The sequence below is a fragment of the Streptomyces sp. WMMC1477 genome, from assembly GCF_027460245.1.
Classification (GTDB): Bacteria; Actinomycetota; Actinomycetes; order Streptomycetales; family Streptomycetaceae; genus Streptomyces.
In genome coordinates this window covers 4,172,461-4,192,607 of the sequence record NZ_JAPZBD010000003.1, presented here as the reverse complement: position 1 = coordinate 4,192,607, position 20,147 = coordinate 4,172,461, and the positions used below count along the sequence as shown (strand labels likewise).

Sequence of the window (20,147 nt, the reverse complement as noted above, 5' to 3'; positions counted from 1 at the left end):
GAGCCAATCCGTTTCAGCCTCAGGGACGCCGGACCACGGATTCCGCATCCCCCGCCACGGACGGTGACGGAGGAAGCTGGACCGACACCCCGGGCGGCAGGGGCGGGCCGGGGGCCGGGCCGCTCTGGCGCAGCCGGCGCACGAGCCGCACCAGCTCCGCCGGCTCGAAGGGCTTGGCCAGGAACGCGTCCACGCCCCGGCCGGCCCCGAGCTGACTGCAGGCGCTGACGATGGCGACGGGGATGCTCCGGGTCCGGGGGTCGGCGTGCAGCCGCTCGGCGGTGCGCAGACCGTCCAGCCGCGGCATCGTCACGTCGAGGGTGATCACGTCGGGGCACACGTGGTGGACGACGTCGAGGCACTCGGCTCCGTCGGCAGCGGTCAGCACCTCGAACCCGTCCAGTTCGAGGTTCACCCTGATCAGCTGCCGGATCACCGTGCTGTCGTCGACCACCAGCACCCGGCCGGATGCTCCTGCCACGCACTCAGCGTAGGACTGCCTGAGTCGCCGCGTCCGGCTTTTCCGCTTTTCCGCCCGGCGAGCGGGCGCCCGTGCTCGGTGTCCGTGATCCTCCGCCCGCGGGCGGACCGCCGCGGGCGCCACGGCTCCGGCCACCGGCTCCGGCCACCGGCGGGGAACTGCCGTCGGCGGCCCTTCGTTTGGGCTCGGGGGAACCCCACCCCGCCTCGGTGGCCACCCCGGTCGCGGGCGCCACGGCGCGCCCCGTAGGTTCGGGCACGGTAAAGGCCCGACCTCGACTCGTAAAGGCTGTACATGCACTCCGTGAACCTGGCTCTGGAAGGCGAGCCCACCGGTGGCATCGCGGGTTGGGCCACCGGCCTGGTGGAAACCATGGGCGGCCCCGGGGCCGGTCTGGCCATCGCGCTGGAGAACCTCTTCCCGCCGCTGCCGAGCGAGGTCATCCTCCCGCTGACCGGCTTCGCCGCGGGCCAGGGCGTCCTGTCGCTGCCCTCGGCCCTGTTCTGGACGACGCTCGGCTCGGTCGTCGGCGCGGTCGCCCTGTACTGGATCGGAGCGCTGCTGGGACGGGAGCGCATGTACGCGGTGTGGGAGCGCCTTCCCCTGGTGAAGACCTCCGACCTGGAGAAGACGGAGGCGTGGTTCGTCAAGCACGGCCGGAAGGCCGTCTTCCTGGGCCGGATGGTGCCCGTCTTCCGCAGCCTCATCTCCGTTCCGGCGGGCGTGGAACGCATGCCGGTGCTCACGTTCCTGATCCTGACGAGCCTGGGCAGCGCGATCTGGAACACGGTGCTCGTCATGGCCGGTTACTGGCTCGGCGACCAGTGGCACGTCGTCGAGAACTACGTGGGCGTGCTCTCCAAGGTGGTGCTCGCGCTGGCCGTGCTGGCCGTCGCCGTCTTCCTGGCCAAGCGCATGAAGCCCGCCTCCGGCCGGCACCGGCGCTCGTGAGCCGTCCGCCGCCCTGACGTGAAAGGGGCGCGCCCGGGAGTCCCGGGCGCGCCCCTTTCACGTCGCGGGAACGGTCACTGGCCGAAGCAGAAGGCGCTGGTGCCGAAGCCCCAGCACTGGATCTGCCGGGTGGCGGTGTCGCTGTTGCCCGCCGCGTCGGTCACCGTCAGCTGCGCGGTGTAGTTCTGCTGCGCGACCGGGTACGCGTGCGAGACCGTCACCCCGCCGCCCGTCCCGCCGTCACCGAACGACCAGGCGTAGGAGGCGACGTCACCGTCGGCGTCCGTGGAGCCCGAGGCGTCGAACGCGCACGCCGGCTCCGTCTGCGAACAGTCCGCCGCGCACTCCGCCGACGGCTGCCCCGGCTCCGGAGCGTCCCCCAGCCCGGTGACGTTCAGCAGCAGGTTCGGCGAACCACTGCCCGGGTTCCCGACCACACCCTGCTCGGCCGCACCCACGACCGCGTCCCGCACCTCACCGGCGCGGCGGCCCCGGAGGGGGCCTCGCCGCGCCGGAGCGGGGACGGCACGCTCACCCGTCGGCCCGCCGCATGACGCGGCGGCAGCGCCGCTCCAGCATGCGGGTGGCGAGCCACAGGTGCCGGAAGGCCGGGTTGGTGGTCTGCCGGTGGTGGTAGCGGTAGTAGATCTGCTGGCAGATGACGGCGAGCCGGAAGATGCCGAAGACCTCGTAGAACGCCCACTCCCGCTCGGTGAGTTCCAGCCCCGTGCGGGAGGTGTAGTAGGCGACGGCCTCCGCGCGGGTCAGCATCCCGGGCAGGTGCGTGGGCTGACGGCGGAAGCGGCGGAAGGCGGGGCCGTCCCCGGCCTCGACCCAGTACGCCAGGGCTCCCCCGAGGTCCATCAGCGGGTCGCCGAGGGTGGCCATCTCCCAGTCGAGCAGCCCGACGGGGCGGGTCGGGTCGTCGGCGTCCAGGACGACGTTGTCGAGGCGGAAGTCGTTGTGGATGAGGCGGATGCCGCGGTCGGGAGGCTGGTGGGCGTCCAGCCACTCCATCACCGCCTCGGCGGAGCCCACGTTCCACGTCCTGGCCCCGCGGTAGCGCCTCGACCAGCCGGCGACCTGCCGCCCGACGTAGCCCTCGCCCTTGCCGAGGTCGGTCAGCCCGGCGGCGGCCGGGTCCACGCCGTGCAGGTCGATGAGCAGGTCGAGGACGTTGGTGCACAGCTCGCGGGTCTGCCCGGGCGTCAGCTCGACGCCGCGCGGCAGCTCCTTGCGGGGGATGTGCCCCGTGAGGCGCTCCATGACGTAGAAGGGCGAGCCGAGCAGCGAGGAGTCCTCGCAGAACGCCACCATGGCGGGCACGAACGGGAAGACGGGGGCCAGTTGCCGCTGGATGCGGTACTCCCGGCCCATGTCGTGCGCGCCGCCCGCCTTCTGCCCGTGCGGCGGGCGGCGCAGGATGAGATCGCGGCCGGGGTAGCGCAGCAGGTAGGTGAGGTTCGAGGCGCCGCCGGAGAACTGCCGCACCCGGGGGGTGCCGTCGAGCCCGGACGCGTCCCCCGCGTGCTCGCGCAGCCAGCGGGCGACGGCTCCGGCGTCGAAGGCGTCCTCGTCGCGGACGTCGCGGACGTCGGGGACCCCGGCGGCTCCGGGGGTTCCGGGGACGTGTTCGGTGTCGCTCACACCGGCCTCCTGACGACGGGCGGGATCGTGGCACTGCCCCACATGCTTACCGCTCCCCCTCGTGCTTCCGCTCGTGATCTGCGTCCCGCCGCCGGTCCGGCCCGCGCCCGGCGCCGTCCTCGGCGTCCCGGTGGATGCGCCGCCCGAACGCGTGCATCTGCCGGTCGTAGAGGGGTCGCAGGAGCCGCTTGCTCCAGTACGCCCGCCGCCCGGGGCGGTCGGTGAGGACGACGCCCCTGCCCTTGCGCACGCCCTCCAGGACGATCGCGGCGACGGTGTCCGCGTCGAGCCGGGAGCGGGTGATGAGCCGGCTCGCCACCTGCTCCATCAGCGGGTCGCTGCCGGGCAGGGACTCGGCGAGGTTGGTGCGGAAGTAGGAGGGGCACACGACGGACGTGGTGATGCCGTAGGGCGTCAGCTCGTGGCGCAGGGTCTCGCTCAGCGCGACGACGGCGGCCTTGACGGCGTTGTAGGAGGCGCTGCCCGGCGGATGCACGAGCCCGGCCATCGAGGCGATGTTGACGATGTGGCCGGAGCGCTGGCCCTTCAGCAGGGGGGTGAAGGTACGGCAGCCGCGGACGACGCCGAAGAGGTTGATGTCGGTGATCCAGCGCCAGTCGTCCAGGGTGAGCACGTCGATGCGGCCCCCGGCGGCGACGCCCGCGTTGTTGACGAGGACGTCGAGGCCGCCCCACTCCTCCTCGACCCGGGCGCGGGCGGCGGCCCAGTCGGCGTCGGAGGTGACGTCGAGCCGCTGGTAGGCGGCGGTGGCGGGGAGCGGGCCATGCTCCCCGGCCCGGTCGGTGACGAGGACGCGGTCGCCCTGCCGGGCGAAGCCCGCGGCGAGCGCGGCGCCGAGCCCGGAGGCGCCGCCGGTGACCAGGACGCGGCGGCTCATGGGCGTACCCTGTCCGCCCGGTACCTGGCCAGTTCCAGGCGGGCGACGAGTGCGCGGTGCACCTCGTCGGGTCCGTCGGCCAGCCGCAGGGCGCGGGCCGCCGTCCAGGCCGCGGCGAGCGGGAGGTCGTCCGAGAGGCCGGCGCCGCCGTGGACCTGCATGGCGAAGTCGATGACGTGCTGGGCGGTGTTGGGCGCGGCCACCTTGATCTGGCTGACCTCGCTCAAGGCGCCCAGCGGCCCGGCGGTGTCCAGCTTCCAGGCGGTGTACAGGACGAGGAGGCGGGTGGAGTCGATGGCGATGCGGGCGTCGGCGACGCGCTCGCGGTTGCCGCCGAGGTTCATCAGCGGCTTGCCGAAGCCGGTGCGGGCCAGCCCGCGGTCGCAGGCGAGCCGGAGGGCGTGCTCGGCCAGGCCGACGAGGCGCATGCAGTGGTGGACGCGCCCGGGGCCCAGGCGGCCCTGGGCTATCTCGAAGGCCCGGCCGGGGCCGACGAGGAGGTTGGCGGCGGGCACCCGCACGTCGGTGAAGGACACCTCGCCGTGGCCGTGGGGCTCGTCGTGGACGCCCATGGCGGGCAGCATCCGCTCGACCTTCACCCCCGGCGTGTCGCGGGGTACGAGGACCATGGAGTGGCGGTGGTGGCGGTCCGCTCCGGGATCGCTGAGGCCCATGACGACCAGGAGTTCGCAGTCGGGGTGGCCGATGCCCGTGGCCCACCACTTGCGCCCGTTGACGACGACCTCGTCGCCCTCGACGACGGCGCGCAGCTCCATGTTCGTCGCGTCGGAGGAGGCCACGTCGGGCTCGGTCATGCAGAACGCGCTGCGGATGCGGCCGTCGAGGAGGGGTTCGAGCCACCGGGCGCGCTGCTCCTCGGTGCCGTACCGCAGCAGCACCTCCATGTTCCCGGTGTCGGGCGCGTTGCAGTTGAACACGTGCGGGGCGAGGAAGGAGCGGCCGGTCAGCTCGGCGATGGGCGCGTAGTCGACGTTGCTGAGCCCGGCGCCGCCGTCGGTGCCGTACCGCTCGGCGTAGGGACCCTCGTGCCCGGCGGGCAGGAAGAGGTTCCACAGGCCCTGGGCACGGGCCCGGGCGCGCAGTTCGCCGATGAGCGGCAGCGGTTCCCAGGGGTCGCCCGCACCGTGCCGGCGGGCGGCAACCTCGCGGTGGTAGCCGGCCTCGGCCGGCTCGATCTCGTCGCGGATGAAGGCGTCCACCCGCGCGGTCAGATCGGCGGCGCGGGGCGAGGGCGTGAAGTCCATGGGCCGACAGTAGGGCCTTGTTAAGCATTGCTCAATAGTGTGGCGCCGGGCGAGTGCCGGATCAGGGGCGCGGGTGGACGCGTCCTGGTGTGCCGCGGGCGGGGAATGGGTAGCACCGGACAGGCGTTGACCTTGACGTGTTTCCCACCCATCCCGACGTCGGAATCGCTTCCCATCCGCGGGGTCCGGCGGCGCCGGCGGATCGGCTCTGAGCAGCCGGGGCCGCTGTCGCGTCCGCACGCGGTCCCGCAGAGCGAGGAGACCGCAGTGCCCCCTGTTCCCCCTGTGCCGGGTGTCACCGACCGGACGCGGACCCCCGACCCGCGCCCGAACCACGACTGGTGGCGCCAGGCCGTCGTGTACCAGATCTACCCCCGCAGCTTCGCCGACTCCGACGGCGACGGCGTCGGCGACCTCCGGGGCATCACGTCGCGCATCCCCTATCTCGTGTCGCTCGGCGTCGACGCCGTGTGGGTGTGCCCCTTCTACCCCTCGGCACTGGCCGACGGCGGCTACGACGTCGACGACTACCGCGACGTCGACCCCCGGCTGGGCACCCTGGCCGACTTCGACGCCCTCGTCGCCGGCCTGCACGCCGCCGGGCTCAAGATCGTCGTCGACATCGTCCCCAACCACACCTCGAACCGGCACGCGTGGTTCCGCGAGGCGCTGACCGCCCCGAAGGGCTCGGCCGCCCGCGCCCGCTACATCTTCCGCGACGGCACCGGCCCGGACGGCGCGCTGCCGCCCTCGGACTGGGAGTCGGTCTTCGGCGGCCCGGCGTGGGAGCGGGTGCCGGACGGCCAGTGGTACCTGCACCTGTTCGCCCCCGAGCAGCCCGACCTGAACTGGGAGAACCGGGAGGTGCGCAACGACTTCCTGACCACGTTGCGCTTCTGGGCCGACCGCGGCGTCGACGGCTTCCGCGTCGACGTCGCCCACGGCCTCGCCAAGTCCCTGGCCGGGCCGCTCCCGCCGCAGGCCGAGCTGCCCGCCCCGCACCTGGCCGAGGGCAGCCACCCCTTCTGGGACCGGGACGAGGTCACCGACATCTACGCCGAGTGGCGCCAGGTCTTCGACGACTACGACCCGCCGCGCACCGCCGTCGCCGAGGCGTGGGTGCACCCGCGGCGGCTCGCCCGCTACGCCAGCGCCACCGGGCTCGGCCAGGCGTTCAACTTCGACCTCCTGCGGGCCGGCTGGGACAGGACCGCCTTCCACCGGACGATCGACGAGAGCCTGGCCCGCACGTCCGGCTCGGCCACCTCCTGCACCTGGGTCCTGTCCAACCACGACGTCGTCCGCCACGCCACCCGCTACGGGCTGCCCCAGGTGCCCGGGCCGCTGGGGCAGGACGGCCGCGCCTGGCTGCGGGGCGACGGCACGCGGCCGCCGCTCGACACCGCGCTCGGGCTGCGCCGGGCCCGCGCCGCGACGCTGCTGATGCTCGCCCTGCCCGGCTCCGCCTATCTGTTCCAGGGCGAGGAGCTGGGGCTGCACGAGGTGGGCGACCTGCCCCGGGACGTCCTCCAGGACCCGACGTACCTCCGCTCGCAGGGCCGGGACAAGGGCCGCGACGGCTGCCGGGTACCGCTGCCCTGGTCGGTGGACGGGCCCTCCTACGGCTTCGGCCCGGCGGGCGCCCATCTGCCGCAGCCGCCCTGGTTCGGCCCCGCCTCGGCGGAGGCGCAGGACGGCACCGAGGGGTCGACGCTGGAGCTGTACCGGCAGGCGCTGGCCCTGCGCCGGAAGCTGCAGAGCACCGAGGAACTGCGGTGGGAGGAGGACGCCGCCACCGGACCGGTCCTCGCCTTCCGGCGGCCGGGCGGCTGGATCTCGGCGACGAACTTCGGAGACGCCCCGGCGCCTCTGCCCGGGGGCGACGTCGTCCTCAGCAGCGCCCCGCTGGAGGACGGGATGCTGCCGTCCGACTGCACGGCCTGGGTCGTCGCCCGCTGACGCCGAAGGGCCGCCCGGGCCGTCACCGCCACCGGGGTTCCGGTCACGGCGGCGGTGACGGCGCGGCCCGGCGGTGACGGCCCGGCGCGGCGGTGACGGCCCGGCGCGGCGGTGCCCGGCCCCCATGCCCTCCGGGCACCGCCGGTCTCAGGACGGGGTGCGCGCCCGGCGCCGCAGCGGCGCCAGCGGACCGCCGCGGGCGGTGGCCACCAACTCCTCCACCGTGGCCAGCTTGACGCGGGGACGCCCGTCGCGCCGGCCCCGGGAGGCCTCGGCCCGCTCGATCGCGGCCTGACCGCGGGCGTCGACGAGGTGAGGGCTGCGCCGCCGCACGAGCCGCTGGAACGCCCTGGCCCCGCCGGCCGGTGGGGGCAGCGCCCCGGCGGCGGCGTCCGCGAGCAGGGTGCCGACCGTCTCGGCGGCACACGTCCGGTTGGCCCCGATGCCGCCCGAGGGCCCGCGCTTGATCCAGCCGACGACGTAGGTGCCCGGATGACCCGTCACCCGGCCGCGCTCGTGCGGGACGGTGCCGTCCGCCTCGTCGAACGGCAGCCCGGCGACGCCCACGCCCCGGTAGCCGACGGCGCGCAGCAGCAGCCCGGCCGGAATCTCCCGCTCCCCCGCGCCGTCCGTGGTGCGCACCGCCCGCAGCCCGTCCTCGCCGAGCGCCGCCAGCGGGGCCGAGTGGAAGCGGAAGACGATGCGCCGCCCCGGCCCCGGCGGAGCCGACCAGTCCACCCGCTCCCGTTCGACGTCGCGCAGCACCGCGGCCCTGTCCCGCGCGCCCGACGCGTCGAGGGCCGCACCGACCCGCTCGTCGTGGTCGTCCACGACGAGCCGCACCCCCGGCAGATGCCGCAGGGCCAGCAGCTCGGGCCGGGTGCAGGCCACGTCCTCGGGCCCGCGCCGCCCGAGCAGCACCACCTCGCGCACCCGGCTGCCGCGCAGGGCGGCCAGGGCGTGGTCGGCGATGTCGGTGGCGGCCAGGGTCTCGGGGTCGGAGACCAGGATGCGCGCGACGTCGAGCGCGACGTTCCCGTTGCCGACGAGCACCACGCGCTCGGCGGACAGGTCGACGGCGTCGGGGGCGACGTCGGGGTGGGCGTTGTACCAGGCGACGAAGGTGGTGGCCGAGACGCTGCCCGGCCCGTCCTCGCCCGGGATGTCCAGGCGGCGGTCGGTGGAGGCGCCCACGGCGTAGACGACGGCGTCGTGGTGGGCGGCCAGTTCCGCGGGGGTGATGTCCCGGCCGACCTCGACGCCGAGATGCATCCGGACCCTGGGATGGCGGTGGAAGCGGGCGAAGGTCTCCCCCACCTTCTTCGTCCCCGGGTGGTCCGGCGCCACGCCGTACCGGACGAGGCCGCCCGCGACGGGCAGCCGGTCCACGAGCGTCACCTCGGCGCCGGTGTGCAGGAGGAGGTCCTCCGCCGCGTACATCCCGGCCGGGCCGGTGCCCACGACGGCGACGCGGAGGGGCGGGAAGTCGGACGGCAGGACCCGGTCGAAGACCGGCTTGCCCCAGGCGTGGAAGTTCGGGCGGTGCTCCTCCGCACCCGACGACGGCGCGTCCGGCGTCCCGGCGGCCCCCGGCGCCTCCGAACCGGCGGAGAAGTACGCGGCGTTGATGTCAGCGTACTCCTTCTGCGCGGGGCTCAGCCGGTCCACGGGGAAGACGGCGTCCACCGGGCAGGCGTCCGCGCAGGCCCCGCAGTCGATGCACGCCCTGGGGTCGATGTACAGCATCTCGGTGCTGCCGAAGGCCCGTTCCTCGGGCGTGGGGTGGATGCAGTTGACCGGGCACACGGACACGCAGGTGGCGTCGTTGCAGCAGGTCTGGGTGATGGCGAAGGCCATGGGACTCGTCAGCTCGCTCGGTCAGATCAGGTTGGCGCGCTTGTAGAAGGCGAGCGCGGGCTTGGTGAGCAGGCGGGCGGAGGCCAGGAATTCCATGAGGCCGGAGCAGCTCGACCGCATCATCGCCTTGTGGTGCTCGTTGGCGCGGGCCTCGGCGATCGCCCGCTCCGAGTCGAGCCCGGCGTTCGCGTAGACCTTCTTGTTCACCATGCTGGTGACGATGAAGTAGGAGGCGACGGCGACGACGAACGCGTTGATCTGCCGCCGCACCCAGCCGGCGCGGCGCAGCCGCTTGCGCGTCTCGTCGCGGGCGAACTTCATGTGCCGCGACTCCTCCACCACGTGGATGTTGTTGATGGTCCGCACGAACGGTACGACCCGCTCGTCGCGCATCCAGTCGCGCTGCATGACGTCGAGGACCTCCTCGGCCACGAGGATCGCCGCGTAGGCGGCCTCGCCGAAGGCGAGCGTCTTGAACGCCCGCCCCAGCTCCAGCACGGCCCGGTGGGGCCGGTAGGGCGGGGCCTCCAGCTTGGCGGCGCCCCGGGCGAACATGATCGAGTGCCGGCACTCCTCGGCGATTTCGGTCAGCGCCCACTGGAACTCGGCACCGGTCGGGTCCTTGGCGTAGATGTCGCGCAGCACCATCTGCTGGAGGATCATTTCGAACCAGATGCCGGTGCTGGCCACGGAGGCCGCCTCGTGGCGGGTGAGTTCCCTGCGCTGCGCCTCGCTCAGCTCGTTCCAGTACGCCGTGCCGTAGAGGGTGCTCCACTCGGGGCTCGCGCCGTGGAAGTCCTTGTCGAGCGGCGTGTCCCAGTCCACCTCGGTGGCCGGGTCGTACGCCAGCGTCGCCGCGGAGTCGAGCAGGCGGCGTGCGACGTCCTGTTCGTCGGGGCGGCCCTCGTGCGCGGAGGCGTCCGGGCGAACGGTGCTGCTGGCCATGGCTGTGCTCCTCGGATCGAGAGTGAGGTCCTTGTCCGTCGGTGCCGGTGGGTCGTCCGTGCCGGCCGGCACGCCCACTCGACGCGGAAGGCGGGGCGGTGCTCACCGCACGACGGGGCGACCTGGGACCGTCGGCGGGCGGGGTGGGGACGCGGCGCGGCGTCAGCCGGTGGCGGTCGTCGCCATGGTCGACACCTCCGGTGGGTCACAGGAGGGCAGCCGGGCGGCCACCCCTTGTTAGACAGAACGTATAGCAAGAGCCGCCCGGAGCCTACCCCTCGGTAAGAACAAGTTCCGCCGACCCCGCCACCACCCTCCGACGCCACGCCGTCACCTGCGGCGCCACGCCGGTGCGCTCGCCCCGGAGCCCGGCAACACCCGGTGAACTTCCCCTGAACAGCACCGGCTCGCCGGACCGGGTGCCCGGACGCCGACCTACCGTGGCCGCCCGGCTGTTCGAGGAGCCGGTGTCCGGATCGTCAAGGGGGAACGACGTGGACTCCCTTCCGTGGGAACTCCTGCTCACACTGCCGGGCCTGCTCGTGCCCGTCGTCGCGGCGCTCTACGAGTTTGTGCTCACCGCCCTCCAGCCCCGCGCAGTGCGGCAGTTGGGGATCGCGGCTAGGATCTGCGCGGCCGGCCGGGACGAGCGACCGCCGGCCCGACGACGAGACGGGAGGGCGGAATGCGGGGAGGCAGCGTCGCCGTGGTCGGCGGGAGCATCGCCGGCTGCGCCGCGGCCCTGGCGGTGGCGCGCGGCGGGGCCGGACAGGTCACCGTCTTCGAGCGCACCGCCGGGGCGCTGCGGGACCGGGGTGTGGGCATCACTCTGCAACGGGAGCGGTACACCGAACTCCGGGACGCGGGCTATGTGGACGACGGAGTGCCGTGGCTGCCGATGTCCCGCCGGGTGTGGAGCGTGCGCGACGGGGACGCGCCGCTGGGACGGACGATCGCCATCCGGCCCTTCCACTTCCGCGCCTACAACTGGGGCACGCTGTGGAGCGGGCTGCGGCGCCGGGTGCCCGAGGGCGCACGCTACCGCTCGGGCACGACCGTCACCGCCGTCGAGCCCGGCGCCGAGGGCGCCACGCTCCGCCTGGCCGACGGGAGCACCGAGCGGTTCGACGCGGTCGTCGGCGCCGACGGCTACCGCTCGGCGGTCCGCGCCGCACTCTTCCCGGATTCCGAGGGCGCCCCCCGGTACGCCGGCTACCTCGCCTGGCGTGGCACCTCTCCCCCGGTGGACACGGCCCTCTGGGCCGAGGGCGACTGCCACACCGTGGTCTTCCCCGGCGGCCACTGCATGATCTACCGCATCCCCGACCCCGTCGAAGGGCACCGCGTCAACTGGGTGCTCTACGCGGCCCCGCCCGAGCCTCCCGGCGGCCCGGACGCCGCCACCTGGACAGCGGCCTCCCTCCCGCCCGGCAGGCTCGGCCCGGCGCTGACGGCGTATCTGCGCGACCTCGTCACGCGGCGGTTCGCCCCGTTCTGGGCCGAGTGCCTGCTGCGCTCCCCGGCCGAGTCGATGTTCGCCCAGCCCATCCACGACGTCGAGGTCCCCGCCTACGCCGCCGGACGCGTCCTGCTCACCGGGGACGCCGCCACCGTCGCGCGGCCGCACACCGGCGGCGGCAGCGTCAAGGCGCTCCAGGACGCCACCGCCCTGGAGGCGGCCTGGCGGGCCGGGGACGGCTGGCCGGCGGTCACCGGCGCCTACGACGCGGACCGCACCGCGGTCGGCCGGGCCATGGTGGCCCTCGGCCGCCGGCTGGGCCGGGCCCAGGTGGAGGAGACGCCCGACTGGTCCACGATGGGCGAAGCCGAGCTGGACGCCTGGTGGCGCGAACTGACGGGCGCGGGAGCGGGCGGCACCCTCGGCGGGGTGGCACTGGACCGTCGCTGAGCGGTCCCCTTTCCGGGTGCCGGGCTTCCGGGCGCCGGGCCTCCCGGGGACGCGGGGGCCTCTCCCGGCCCCGAACCGCGCGGGCGGCGGGGCCCGTTCAGCTCCCGGCGGGCAGGGGCGCCGGGGCGAGGGCCTCGTGCAGGGCAGCCTGGTCCGCGCGCACCTCGGCGCCGTCGAACCGGGCGGTCACCCGGCCCGAGGCGAGGACCGTCACCGTGTCCGCGCAGGCCGCGGCCGACTCCGGGCTCGGGGAGACCAGCAGCACCGCGAGTCCCTCCGCGGCGAGGGTTCCGACGAGGGCGTGCACCTGCCGGGTCAGGCCCGGGGCGAGCCCCTCGGTCGGCTCGTCCAGCAGCAGCACCCGCGGGGAGCCGAGGAGGGCCCGGGCGAGGGCGAGCATCTGCTGCTCGCCGCCGGAGAGTTCGGCGCCGCGGTGGCCGCGCCGCTCGCCGAGCCGGGGCAGCAGGTCGAGCACCCGCCCGACGCTCCACTCGCCACCCGGCGCGCTCACCCGGCGCCGGGGGCGGTGGGCCAGGAGCAGATGCTCGGCGACCGTCAGCGAGCCGAAGACGCGGCGCCCCTGGGGCACGAGGCCGATGCCGGCACGGGCCACGCGGTGCGGCGGCCAGCCGGTGACGTCCGTGCCGTCCAGCCGGACCGTTCCCGAGCCGGGCCGCAACAGGCCCGCCACGGCGTGGACGAGGGTGGTCTTGCCCGCGCCGTTGTGGCCCACGACGGCGTGCACGGCCCCGGCCGGGACCTCGGCGTCCAGGCCGTGCAGGACGGTACCGCCGTGGTATCCGGCGGTCAGCGCGCTCAGTTCGAGCATCGGTCGTGCTCCTCGGCTCGCGGTGCGGCGCCGGGCGTGCCGAGGTAGGCGCCGCGCACCTCGGGGTGGGCCAGGGCCTCCCGCGTGGGCCCGCTGGCCAGGACCCGCCCGGCGGACAGGACGGTCACGGTGTCCGCGAACTCGGCGACGACGCCCGTGTGGTGCTCGACCAGGAGGACCGCGACGTCGTCGGGCAGGGCGGCGAGGACGTCGAGCAGCCGTGGGAGGTCCGCGTCGGTGAGCCCGGCGGCGGGCTCGTCGAGCAGCAGCAGCCGGGGCGCGCCCATGAGCGCGGCGGCGAGGTCGAGCAGACGGCACTGGCCGTGGGAGAGGTCCGCGGCGGGCCGCTCGGCGTGCGGGCCGAGCCCGACGGCGTCGAGCCGGCCGCGGGCGTCCTGCGCGAGGCGGCGATGGGCCGCCGGCCGACGCCACAGGGCGGACCCGTGTGCGTGGTGCCGCCAGCCCGCCAGCACCACGTTCTCCAGCACCGTCAACTCGCCGATGGCGCTGGGCTGCTGGAAGCTGCGGGCGATGCCGAGACGGCTGCGCCGGGCGGGCCCGGACCGGGTGATGTCGCGGCCGTCGAGGGTGACCGTTCCACGTCCGGGCCGGTCGGTTCCGGCGATCAGGTTGAGCAGGGTGGTCTTCCCGGCGCCGTTGGGGCCGACGAGGGCGTGGCGGGCACCCGCGGGCAGCCTGAGGCCGACCCCGTCGACGGCGGCCAGGCTGCCGAACCGGCGTGTGAGACCGTTGAGTTCGAGGACCGGTGGCGTCATGACACCGCCTTCCCCACCGGCCGTGCCGCCGCCCGCGCCCGGAGCGGGCCGCGCGGCGAGCCCAGCCCCGCGAGCCCGCGCGGCAGCAGGTAGACGACGGCGACGAAGAGCACGCCGAGCACCAGCGGCCCGTGCCCGGGCCAGGCCCCGGCGAGCCAGTCGCGGGTCATGACGATCAGCCCGGCGCCCAGGAGCGCGCCCGGCACCGAGCTGGTGCCCCCGATGACGGCGGCGAGCAGTGCGAAGGCGGCGATCTCGAAGCCGACGTCGGCCGGGGAGACGTAGGAGCGCACGGTGACCATGAGGGAGCCGCCGACCCCGGCGAGCGCGCCCGCTCCGACATAGGCCGTCAGGAGGTAGCGCCCCACGGGGTGCCCGGAGGCCCGCATCCTGGCCTCGGCGGCGCGGACGCCGGTGAGCAGCCGGCCGGCCGGGGAGTGCAGGACGAGCAGGGTCAGGGCGACGGCCACGGCGGCGACGGTGAGGGCGTACCCGTAGACGGCGAACTCGTCCGTCAGCGGCTCGGTGAACCAGAGCCAGCGCACCGGCGCGAAGCCGACGAAGCCGTCGGTGCCGCCCGTGAGCCAGCGCATCTGGTCGATCGCGATGACCGTGAGCTCGCCGATGGCCAGCGTGATCATCAGGACGGTCGTGCCGCGGGCCCGGATGACGGCGGGGCCGGTCAGCAGGGAGAAGAGCGCACCGCCGGCCGCCGCGACGAGCACCAGCAGCGGGCCCGTCGTCCAGCCGGCGTCGGCCAGGAGCGCGGTGGCGTAGGCCCCCACGGCGAACGGCGCGGTCTGGCCGAGGGTCGGCAGCCCCGCGTAGCCGGTCAGGACGGTGACGCTGACGGCGAGCAGCCCCAGCGCGAGGGCGTAGCCGACGAGGGAGACGGCGTAGGCGTCCAGCGTCAGCGGCAGGACGGCGAGGACGCCGAGGAGCCCCAGGGAGGGCAGCGCGCGGCGCAGGGGCGCCGGGGCGGAGAGGGCGAGCGGGGTCGTCGGGCGGGCGGGGGACGGCCCCGTCCCGCTCCGGCCACCGTCGGCCGCCTTCCTCCGCCCGGGCCACAGCCGCCCGGCCCCGAGCCGCTCCGTCATCAGGCCCTCGGGCAGGTGCCGCCGCCACCGGGCGAGGAGGCCGGGGCCGCCGCGTTCCGGGCCGGACGGGGGCGCCGACCGCGGCTCCAGGGTCAGCCGGGAGCGCAGGATCAGCACCGCCGCCATCGCGGCGAACAGCAGGTAGGGCGCCCAGTCCGGGGCGAGTGACACCCCGAGCGTCTGCACCTCGCCGACGGCGAGGGCGGCCAGGAGCGTGGCCCACAGCGAGCGCAGCCCGCCCAGCACCACGACGACGAGCGAGAGCATGAGCACCGTCTCGGCGGCGCCCGGCCCGGGACCGATGATCGGCGCGCCGAGCACCCCCGCGGCACCGGCGAGCGCGCCGGCCACGGCGAGCACGCCGGTATGGACGGCCCGGGGGCTGAAGCCGGTGGCCGCGAGCATCTGCGGGTCGTCCGCCGCGGCCCGGACGGCCGCACCGGCCCGAGTGCGGGTCAGTGCCCAGGTCCCGGCCCCGGCGAGCACGACGGCCATGACGATGAACCCGAGCCGGTAGGCCGGGTAGCGGTGGCCGAGGAGGGAGACGGAGGCGTCCAGGGCCTCGGGAACGCGTACCGGCATCTCGTCCGCGCCGAAGAACTCGACGAGCAGGTTGCCGCCGATCAGCGCGAGGCCGAACGTCAGCAGCGCCTCGGCGAGGTGGCCGCGCCGGGCGAGCGGAGCGGTGGCCGCCGACAACAGGGCTCCCGCCAGGCAGGCGGCGGTCGTCCCGGCGGCGAGGCCGAGGAGGAAGCCGCCCCAGGTGCCGTCGCCGAAGTGGGCGCCGGTGTAGGCGCCGACCGCGTACAGCGTCCCGTGGGCGAGGTTCAGCACCCCGGCCGTGCCGAAGGCCAGGCTCAGGCCGGCGGCGACGACGAACAGCAGGAGCCCGTAGGCCACGCCGTCCACCGCCGGCACGAGCTGGGCGTCCAGGACGTCCACGTCAGCCGCCGAGCGTCGCCAGGTCCTGGACCATGACGTTGGCCAGCTGCTCGCCGTCCGGCCGGACCTCGCGCAGGTACCACTTCTGCACCGGGGCGTGGGTGTCCTGGTTGAACTCCCACGGGCCGCGGGGGCTGTCGATCTGCCCGAGCGCTCCGATGGCCTTGTTGATGGTCTCGGGGGTGACGTCGCCGTCCTTGTCGGCCTTGGCGATGGCCTTGTCGAGCACGGCGGCGGCGTCGTAGGAGGCCATGGCGAAGGTGGTGGGCGGCGCGTCGTGCTGGGCGGTCCAGTCGGCGACGAACTTCCGGTTGGCGTCGTTGTCCAGGTCGGCCGCGTAGTTGAGGACGGAGTAGATGCCCTCGGCCGCCTTGCCCTGGGCGGGCAGGACGCTGCCCTCGGTCAGGAACCCGGCGGCGTAGAGCGGCACGTCGGCGATGTCCGACGTGGCGTACTGCTTGACGAAGTCGATGGCGGCCTTGCCGGCGTAGAAGCAGTAGACGGCCTCGGCGTCCGACGCGGCGATGTCGGCGAAGTAGGGGGTGAAGTTGGTGGTGGTCGGGAAGGGGGTCCAGGTGGTCTTCCCGTCGGAGTTGGCCAGTTCACCCCCGGCCTTGTCGAACGCGTCGGTGAAGCCGCGCAGTTCGTCGTGGCCGCCCTGGTAGTCGGGGCCGATGGCGTAGACGGGCCCGTCGGTCTCGCTCGCCACGTACTCCGCGATGGCCTTGCCCGGCTCGTCGGAGAAGTAGCTCGTGTGCCAGACGTAGTCGACGTTCTCGACGGTGGGCCGGGCGTTGGAGCCGATGAAGGGTATGCGCGCCTGGTCCACCAGCGGCAGGACGGCGTTCACCGAGCCGCCGCCGACGACGCCGGTGAGGACGTCGACCTTGTCCTTCTTGACCAGCTTGGTGGCGGCGGGGAGCGCGGTGGGCGGTCCGTCACCCTCGTCGGCCACCACGAGGTCGATCGCGTGGCCGCCCAGCTTGCCGCCGTGGGTGTCCAGGTACAGCTGGAAGCCGTCCCGCATGTCGGTGCCGACGGTCTTGTAGGTGCCGGAGAGGGAGACCAGCAGCCCGACCTTGACCGTGTCGCCGCCGGTGTCGCCGCTGTCGCTGCTGCATCCGGTGGCGGCGGTCAGGGCGAGGACCAGCGCCGCCGCCGCGGCGGTGCGGGTTCTGGCGCGGTGGGCTGTGCGGGCGGTCGAGGACATGGGGAGGCTCCAGGTGCGTGTTCGGGGGATCATTTCCGCTGGGGCTGCTGGGGGGTGGCGGGCTGACGCGGGGAGGGTCAGGAGGCGGGCTGCCGGCCTCCGTTCCGGATCGCGGGGGACAGGGCGTCGCCGACCTGGTTGATCAGTTCCGCCATCCGGTAGCTGACCTCGCCGATGTCCGCGTCGCGGGTGGTGGTCACGAGGAGGGAGGCCCCGCTGGAGACGGCCATGGAGAACATGTAGCCGCCCTCCATCGCGGTCAGACTGTGCTCCACCGGGTCGGTGCGCATGACCTGGGCGGCTCCCGAGAGCAGGTTGACGAGGCCGGACGCGATGGCGGCGAGCCGGTCGGCGTCGTCGCGCTCGACACCGGTGAACGCCAGGGCCAGGCCGTCGACGGACACGGCGATCGCCTGGGTGACCTCCGGGAGGTGCCGGGCGAAGTCACCCAGGATCCAGTTCAGGTCGGCGGTGGACGTGGTCATCTGGGAGCTCCGTTGGAGTGGTCGTCGGTGCCGGAACGGATGGACTCCGCGCCGGTGGGTCGCTGGCGGCGGCTGGTGCTGCGGTTGATCCCCTGGGTGTAGGCCGCCAGGACGTCGGAGATCTGGCGCGAGTCGCGCTGCCGCGGAGCCGGTTTGGCCGGGCGTGGGGCAGCGGCGGGGCGCAGGGGGGTGTCGTCGCCCCGGCGGCCCGGTCCGGGCCGGTCCGGCGCGCCGCGCCGCTGTCGCACGGGCAGTCCGGCGGCGCTGTAGCGGGCCACGCGCTGCGCCTCGGGTTCGGGTCCGGGGCTGCGCCGGGCCCCGCCGGGCCCGTGCCCGGTGGCCGGGGTGTCCGTGCCGCCGGTGGTGCGCCCCGCGGGCTCGCCCCGCAGCCCCGCGCCGGGCACCTCGCCCGTCGTCCCCGCGCGGGGATCGTCACGCGTCGTCCCCCTGCCGGACGCGTCCCCGGCGCCGACCGCGGCCACCGCCACGGCGGCCCGCTCGTCGGTCGTCTCCCGGCGGGCGCTGGCGGTGAACGGCTGCAGGGCCGCGTCGCCGAGCGCCGCCTCCTTCGCGGAGACGTCGGCGAGCACCCCGGGCGGCAGGGTGACCTCGGCGATCGTGCCCGGCCCGGCGGAGTCCCGCAGTTCGACGGAGATACCGTGGCGGGCCGCCAGCCGGGCGACGACGTGCAGGCCCATGGACCGGACGTCGCCGAGATCGCTCGGCGGCTCGGTCAGGACCGCGTTGAGCCGGGCGCGCCGGTCGGCGTTGATGCCCACGCCCTCGTCGACGACCTGCAGGACGGCCCGGTCCCACAGCCGCCAGACCGCCACGCCGACCCGCTTGTCCGGCGGGGAGTACCGGGTGGCGTTGTCCAGCAGCTCCGCGAGGATGTGGGCGACGTCGTGCACGACGCGGGCGGCGATACCGATGCCGGGTTCGACGATGCCCAGTTCGACGCGGTCGAAGCGCTCGATCTGCTGCGCGGCGGCGACGACCACGGTGGAGCAGGGCACGTCGTCGACGCGGACCCGTCCGTGGCCGTAACCGCCGAGCACCAGCAGGTTGTTGGTGTTGCGCTCCATGCGCACGGCGAGGTGGTCGAGGGCGAAGAGCGCCTTCATCCGCTCGGGGTCGGCCTCGTCGCGCTGGACGGCGTCCAGTTCGCCGACCATGACGCTGGTGAGCTGGGCGCCCCGGCGGGCGACGCCGACGAGCGTCTCGGCGAACTTCTCGTGGAACAGCGCCTGTCGGGCCGCCAGCCGCACCGCCTCGTAGTGGACGGCGTTGAAGGCCTCGCCCACCTCGCCGATCTCGTCCCTGCCGGTCGTGGTGACGGGACGGCCGGAGGCCATCGCCATCTCCTCGGGGCTCGCCCCGCTGAGGGCCCCCGGCTGGGAGAGCTCGGTCACCACCTTCGGCAGGCGCACGTGGGCGACGTCGTGGGCGGCGTTGCGCAGGTCCCGCAGCCGGCGGATCATCAGGCGTCCCGACCGGACGGCGATGAGCACGACCGCAACGAGCGTGAGCAGCACCAGGCCGACCTGTGCGACGGCCCACCAGGCGAGCACGTCCCGGGAGTCGACGACGTCCTGGTGGACGTCGAACCCCACCCGCTGCTCGATGGAGCGCAGCAGCTCGATCCGCTCGGCGGTGGCCGTCCGCCAGGCGTCGCCGGGGATGTCGACCCCCTGCCCCGGCTCGGCCCGTCCGGCCCGGTCCTCCAGGCCGCGGGCGGCCAGCGTTTCGGGGCCGGAGAGGGTGGACTCGAACCAGGTGCGCCACTCCTGCTTGCCGATGTCGAACAGCACGCGGACGGAGTCGGCGTAGCCGAGCCGGGTGGCCTCGAAGGACCGCTTGGACGCCGGGGTGAAGCCGCCGCTGGACATCGCCCGTAGAACGACGACCTGCTGCCGGGCCAGGTGTTCTCCCGCGCGGGAGAGGGATGCGGCGGCCCTGATGTGGTCGGCGGTGGTCGCGGACACACCGTCGGACAGGGCGATGCCGTCCCGGAAGTCGATGAGGTCGGCGACGGCGATCCGGTAGCCGAAGGCGAGGGAGGAGAGCGCGCTGTTCCCGGAGCGGGCCTGGGCCCGCAGCGAGGCGAGGTGCCCCAGGGAGCTCTCGACCCGCCGGAGCGCGCTCTGGGCCTTCCCCGGCACGGAGGACAGGTCGGCGCTGCGGGCGCGGAAGTCGCGGACGGCGGCGTCGGTCTCGCCGGCGTGCTCGGCGAAGTCGCTGGCCTCGCTCTCGCCGGCCACCAGTGCCGTCGCGGCGGTGCGTTCGTCCTGCAGCCGGTGCGTCAGTCTGGCCGCGGAACCGGCGACCTCGGCCATCGTGGTGAGCCGGTGCGCCTGGATGGTCTGGTTGGTCGCCGGCACCAGGCCGAGCACGGCGAAGGCCAGTGCCACGGCCAGTGGGATGGAGACGAGGAGTACGAGGCGGCGGCTGATCGTCACGTCGCGGCCCCCTCGCGAGGAGCCCGGGTCCTGGTCAGTAACACGCGTGAACGCCTAGCTGTGTTGGGGGATGGAGGGTGGAGTGGCACAGCGTTGCGGGGGCAGTCGGCACCTCGGGTAGCGGTACGTGACTTTGCGCCACAACACTTTGCAACAAACCGCTGGTGAATGTCCAAACTGAGGCTGTGAACGAAACTTCTCAGACCCGTTGGAGCAGCTCTGGTCAGTGCGCGGGGACGGAAACCGACGGGGCGCCATAACCGCAGGGGTCGGGAATTCTCAGTCGCCATGGACGCGTTCACCCGGCCGCCGGACCTTCACAGCACCCACACACACGTCCGCGGTCCCGTATGCCATTCACGTGTTGCAGTTCTCCTCACTGGAGGTGCGGTGAAACGCACCGCGCGAACACCAGGGGCCGGTACCGGGCGGGGAAG

At 74.5% G+C, this 20,147-nt stretch carries 16 protein-coding genes; 3 read left to right on the top strand and 13 right to left on the bottom strand.

Translation table 11 applies throughout. From position 1 onward, the window contains the following. Positions 1 to 19 precede the first annotated feature (19 nt). The gene (locus O7609_RS18810; protein WP_269735832.1) at positions 20 to 481 is read right to left on the bottom strand and encodes a response regulator; all 462 of its coding nucleotides are present in this window, start codon (positions 479 to 481) and stop codon (positions 20 to 22) included. Between the two features lie 294 nt (positions 482 to 775). On the opposite strand from O7609_RS18810, the gene O7609_RS18805 reads away from it, so the two are divergent. Beyond that, positions 776 to 1,432, top strand: a complete 657-nt coding sequence (locus O7609_RS18805; protein WP_269735833.1) for a DedA family protein — start codon at positions 776 to 778, stop codon at positions 1,430 to 1,432. 74 nt (positions 1,433 to 1,506) lie between these two features. Here O7609_RS18805 and O7609_RS18800 read toward each other — a convergent pair whose 3' ends face one another. The 4 genes from O7609_RS18800 to O7609_RS18785 all read right to left on the bottom strand — a co-directional run bounded on the left by O7609_RS18800 (position 1,507) and on the right by O7609_RS18785 (position 5,242). After that, positions 1,507 to 1,890, bottom strand: coding sequence for a PKD domain-containing protein (locus O7609_RS18800; protein ID WP_269735834.1), 384 nt, complete (start codon positions 1,888 to 1,890; stop codon positions 1,507 to 1,509). Positions 1,891 to 1,963: 73 nt separating this feature from the next. Continuing rightward, on the bottom strand, positions 1,964 to 3,079 hold the full coding sequence (locus tag O7609_RS18795) for a phosphotransferase family protein (protein ID WP_269735835.1): 1,116 nt from the start codon (positions 3,077 to 3,079) through the stop codon (positions 1,964 to 1,966). 46 nt (positions 3,080 to 3,125) lie between these two features. Then, entirely contained in the window at positions 3,126 to 3,977 is an 852-nt protein-coding gene (locus O7609_RS18790; RefSeq protein ID WP_269735836.1) for an SDR family NAD(P)-dependent oxidoreductase, read from the bottom strand. Then, positions 3,974 to 5,242: an acyl-CoA dehydrogenase family protein gene (locus O7609_RS18785; RefSeq protein ID WP_269743935.1), complete on the bottom strand. Its 1,269-nt coding sequence runs from the start codon at positions 5,240 to 5,242 to the stop codon at positions 3,974 to 3,976. Before O7609_RS18785 ends, O7609_RS18790 begins: the two co-directional genes overlap by 4 nt. Positions 5,243 to 5,509: 267 nt before the next feature. Between O7609_RS18785 and O7609_RS18780 the strand changes: the two genes are divergently transcribed. Then, the gene (locus tag O7609_RS18780; RefSeq protein WP_443072162.1) at positions 5,510 to 7,201 is read left to right on the top strand and encodes a glycoside hydrolase family 13 protein; all 1,692 of its coding nucleotides are present in this window, start codon (positions 5,510 to 5,512) and stop codon (positions 7,199 to 7,201) included. Between the two features lie 147 nt (positions 7,202 to 7,348). On the opposite strand, the gene O7609_RS18775 is transcribed toward O7609_RS18780, so the two are convergent. Next, positions 7,349 to 9,058 (bottom strand): FAD-dependent oxidoreductase, encoded by a 1,710-nt coding sequence (locus tag O7609_RS18775; RefSeq protein ID WP_269735838.1) that lies wholly within the window; start codon positions 9,056 to 9,058, stop codon positions 7,349 to 7,351. Between the two features lie 21 nt (positions 9,059 to 9,079). Beyond that, the gene (locus tag O7609_RS18770) at positions 9,080 to 10,003 is read right to left on the bottom strand and encodes an AurF N-oxygenase family protein (RefSeq protein ID WP_269735839.1); all 924 of its coding nucleotides are present in this window, start codon (positions 10,001 to 10,003) and stop codon (positions 9,080 to 9,082) included. A gap of 685 nt (positions 10,004 to 10,688) precedes the next feature. Here O7609_RS18770 and O7609_RS18765 point away from each other — a divergent pair. Beyond that, positions 10,689 to 11,912 (top strand): FAD-dependent monooxygenase, encoded by a 1,224-nt coding sequence (locus O7609_RS18765; protein ID WP_269735840.1) that lies wholly within the window; start codon positions 10,689 to 10,691, stop codon positions 11,910 to 11,912. 97 nt (positions 11,913 to 12,009) lie between these two features. Here the strand turns inward: O7609_RS18765 and O7609_RS18760 are convergent, their stop codons facing one another. The 6 genes from O7609_RS18760 to O7609_RS18735 all read right to left on the bottom strand — a co-directional run bounded on the left by O7609_RS18760 (position 12,010) and on the right by O7609_RS18735 (position 19,710). Then, a complete protein-coding gene (locus O7609_RS18760) occupies positions 12,010 to 12,741 on the bottom strand; it encodes an ABC transporter ATP-binding protein (protein WP_269735841.1) in 732 nt (243 codons plus the stop codon). Beyond that, a complete protein-coding gene (locus O7609_RS18755) occupies positions 12,729 to 13,517 on the bottom strand; it encodes an ABC transporter ATP-binding protein (RefSeq protein WP_269735842.1) in 789 nt (262 codons plus the stop codon). Before O7609_RS18755 ends, O7609_RS18760 begins: the two co-directional genes overlap by 13 nt. Further along, on the bottom strand, positions 13,514 to 15,556 hold the full coding sequence (locus tag O7609_RS18750; RefSeq protein ID WP_269743934.1) for an ABC transporter permease: 2,043 nt from the start codon (positions 15,554 to 15,556) through the stop codon (positions 13,514 to 13,516). The genes O7609_RS18755 and O7609_RS18750 overlap by 4 nt, the downstream gene beginning before the upstream one ends. Before the next feature lies 1 nt (position 15,557). After that, on the bottom strand, positions 15,558 to 16,766 hold the full coding sequence (locus O7609_RS18745; RefSeq protein ID WP_269743933.1) for an ABC transporter substrate-binding protein: 1,209 nt from the start codon (positions 16,764 to 16,766) through the stop codon (positions 15,558 to 15,560). 77 nt (positions 16,767 to 16,843) lie between these two features. After that, entirely contained in the window at positions 16,844 to 17,251 is a 408-nt protein-coding gene (locus O7609_RS18740; RefSeq protein WP_269743932.1) for a roadblock/LC7 domain-containing protein, read from the bottom strand. Next, a complete protein-coding gene (locus tag O7609_RS18735; protein WP_269743931.1) occupies positions 17,248 to 19,710 on the bottom strand; it encodes a sensor histidine kinase in 2,463 nt (820 codons plus the stop codon). Before O7609_RS18735 ends, O7609_RS18740 begins: the two co-directional genes overlap by 4 nt. Positions 19,711 to 20,147 lie beyond the last annotated feature (437 nt).

Excerpts from the sequence above, each read along its gene's own strand:
- O7609_RS18805 (WP_269735833.1), top strand. The coding sequence starts at position 776 with ATGCACTCCGTGAACCTGGCTCTGGAAGGCGAGCCCACCGGTGGCATC.
- O7609_RS18790 (WP_269735836.1), bottom strand. The coding sequence starts at position 3,977 with ATGAGCCGCCGCGTCCTGGTCACCGGCGGCGCCTCCGGGCTCGGCGCC.
- O7609_RS18785 (WP_269743935.1), bottom strand. The coding sequence starts at position 5,242 with ATGGACTTCACGCCCTCGCCCCGCGCCGCCGATCTGACCGCGCGGGTG.
- O7609_RS18775 (WP_269735838.1), bottom strand. The coding sequence starts at position 9,058 with ATGGCCTTCGCCATCACCCAGACCTGCTGCAACGACGCCACCTGCGTG.
- O7609_RS18770 (WP_269735839.1), bottom strand. The coding sequence starts at position 10,003 with ATGGCCAGCAGCACCGTTCGCCCGGACGCCTCCGCGCACGAGGGCCGC.
- O7609_RS18765 (WP_269735840.1), top strand. The coding sequence starts at position 10,689 with ATGCGGGGAGGCAGCGTCGCCGTGGTCGGCGGGAGCATCGCCGGCTGC.
- O7609_RS18760 (WP_269735841.1), bottom strand. The coding sequence starts at position 12,741 with ATGCTCGAACTGAGCGCGCTGACCGCCGGATACCACGGCGGTACCGTC.
- O7609_RS18755 (WP_269735842.1), bottom strand. The coding sequence starts at position 13,517 with ATGACGCCACCGGTCCTCGAACTCAACGGTCTCACACGCCGGTTCGGC.
- O7609_RS18745 (WP_269743933.1), bottom strand. The coding sequence starts at position 16,766 with ATGTCCTCGACCGCCCGCACAGCCCACCGCGCCAGAACCCGCACCGCC.
- O7609_RS18740 (WP_269743932.1), bottom strand. The coding sequence starts at position 17,251 with ATGACCACGTCCACCGCCGACCTGAACTGGATCCTGGGTGACTTCGCC.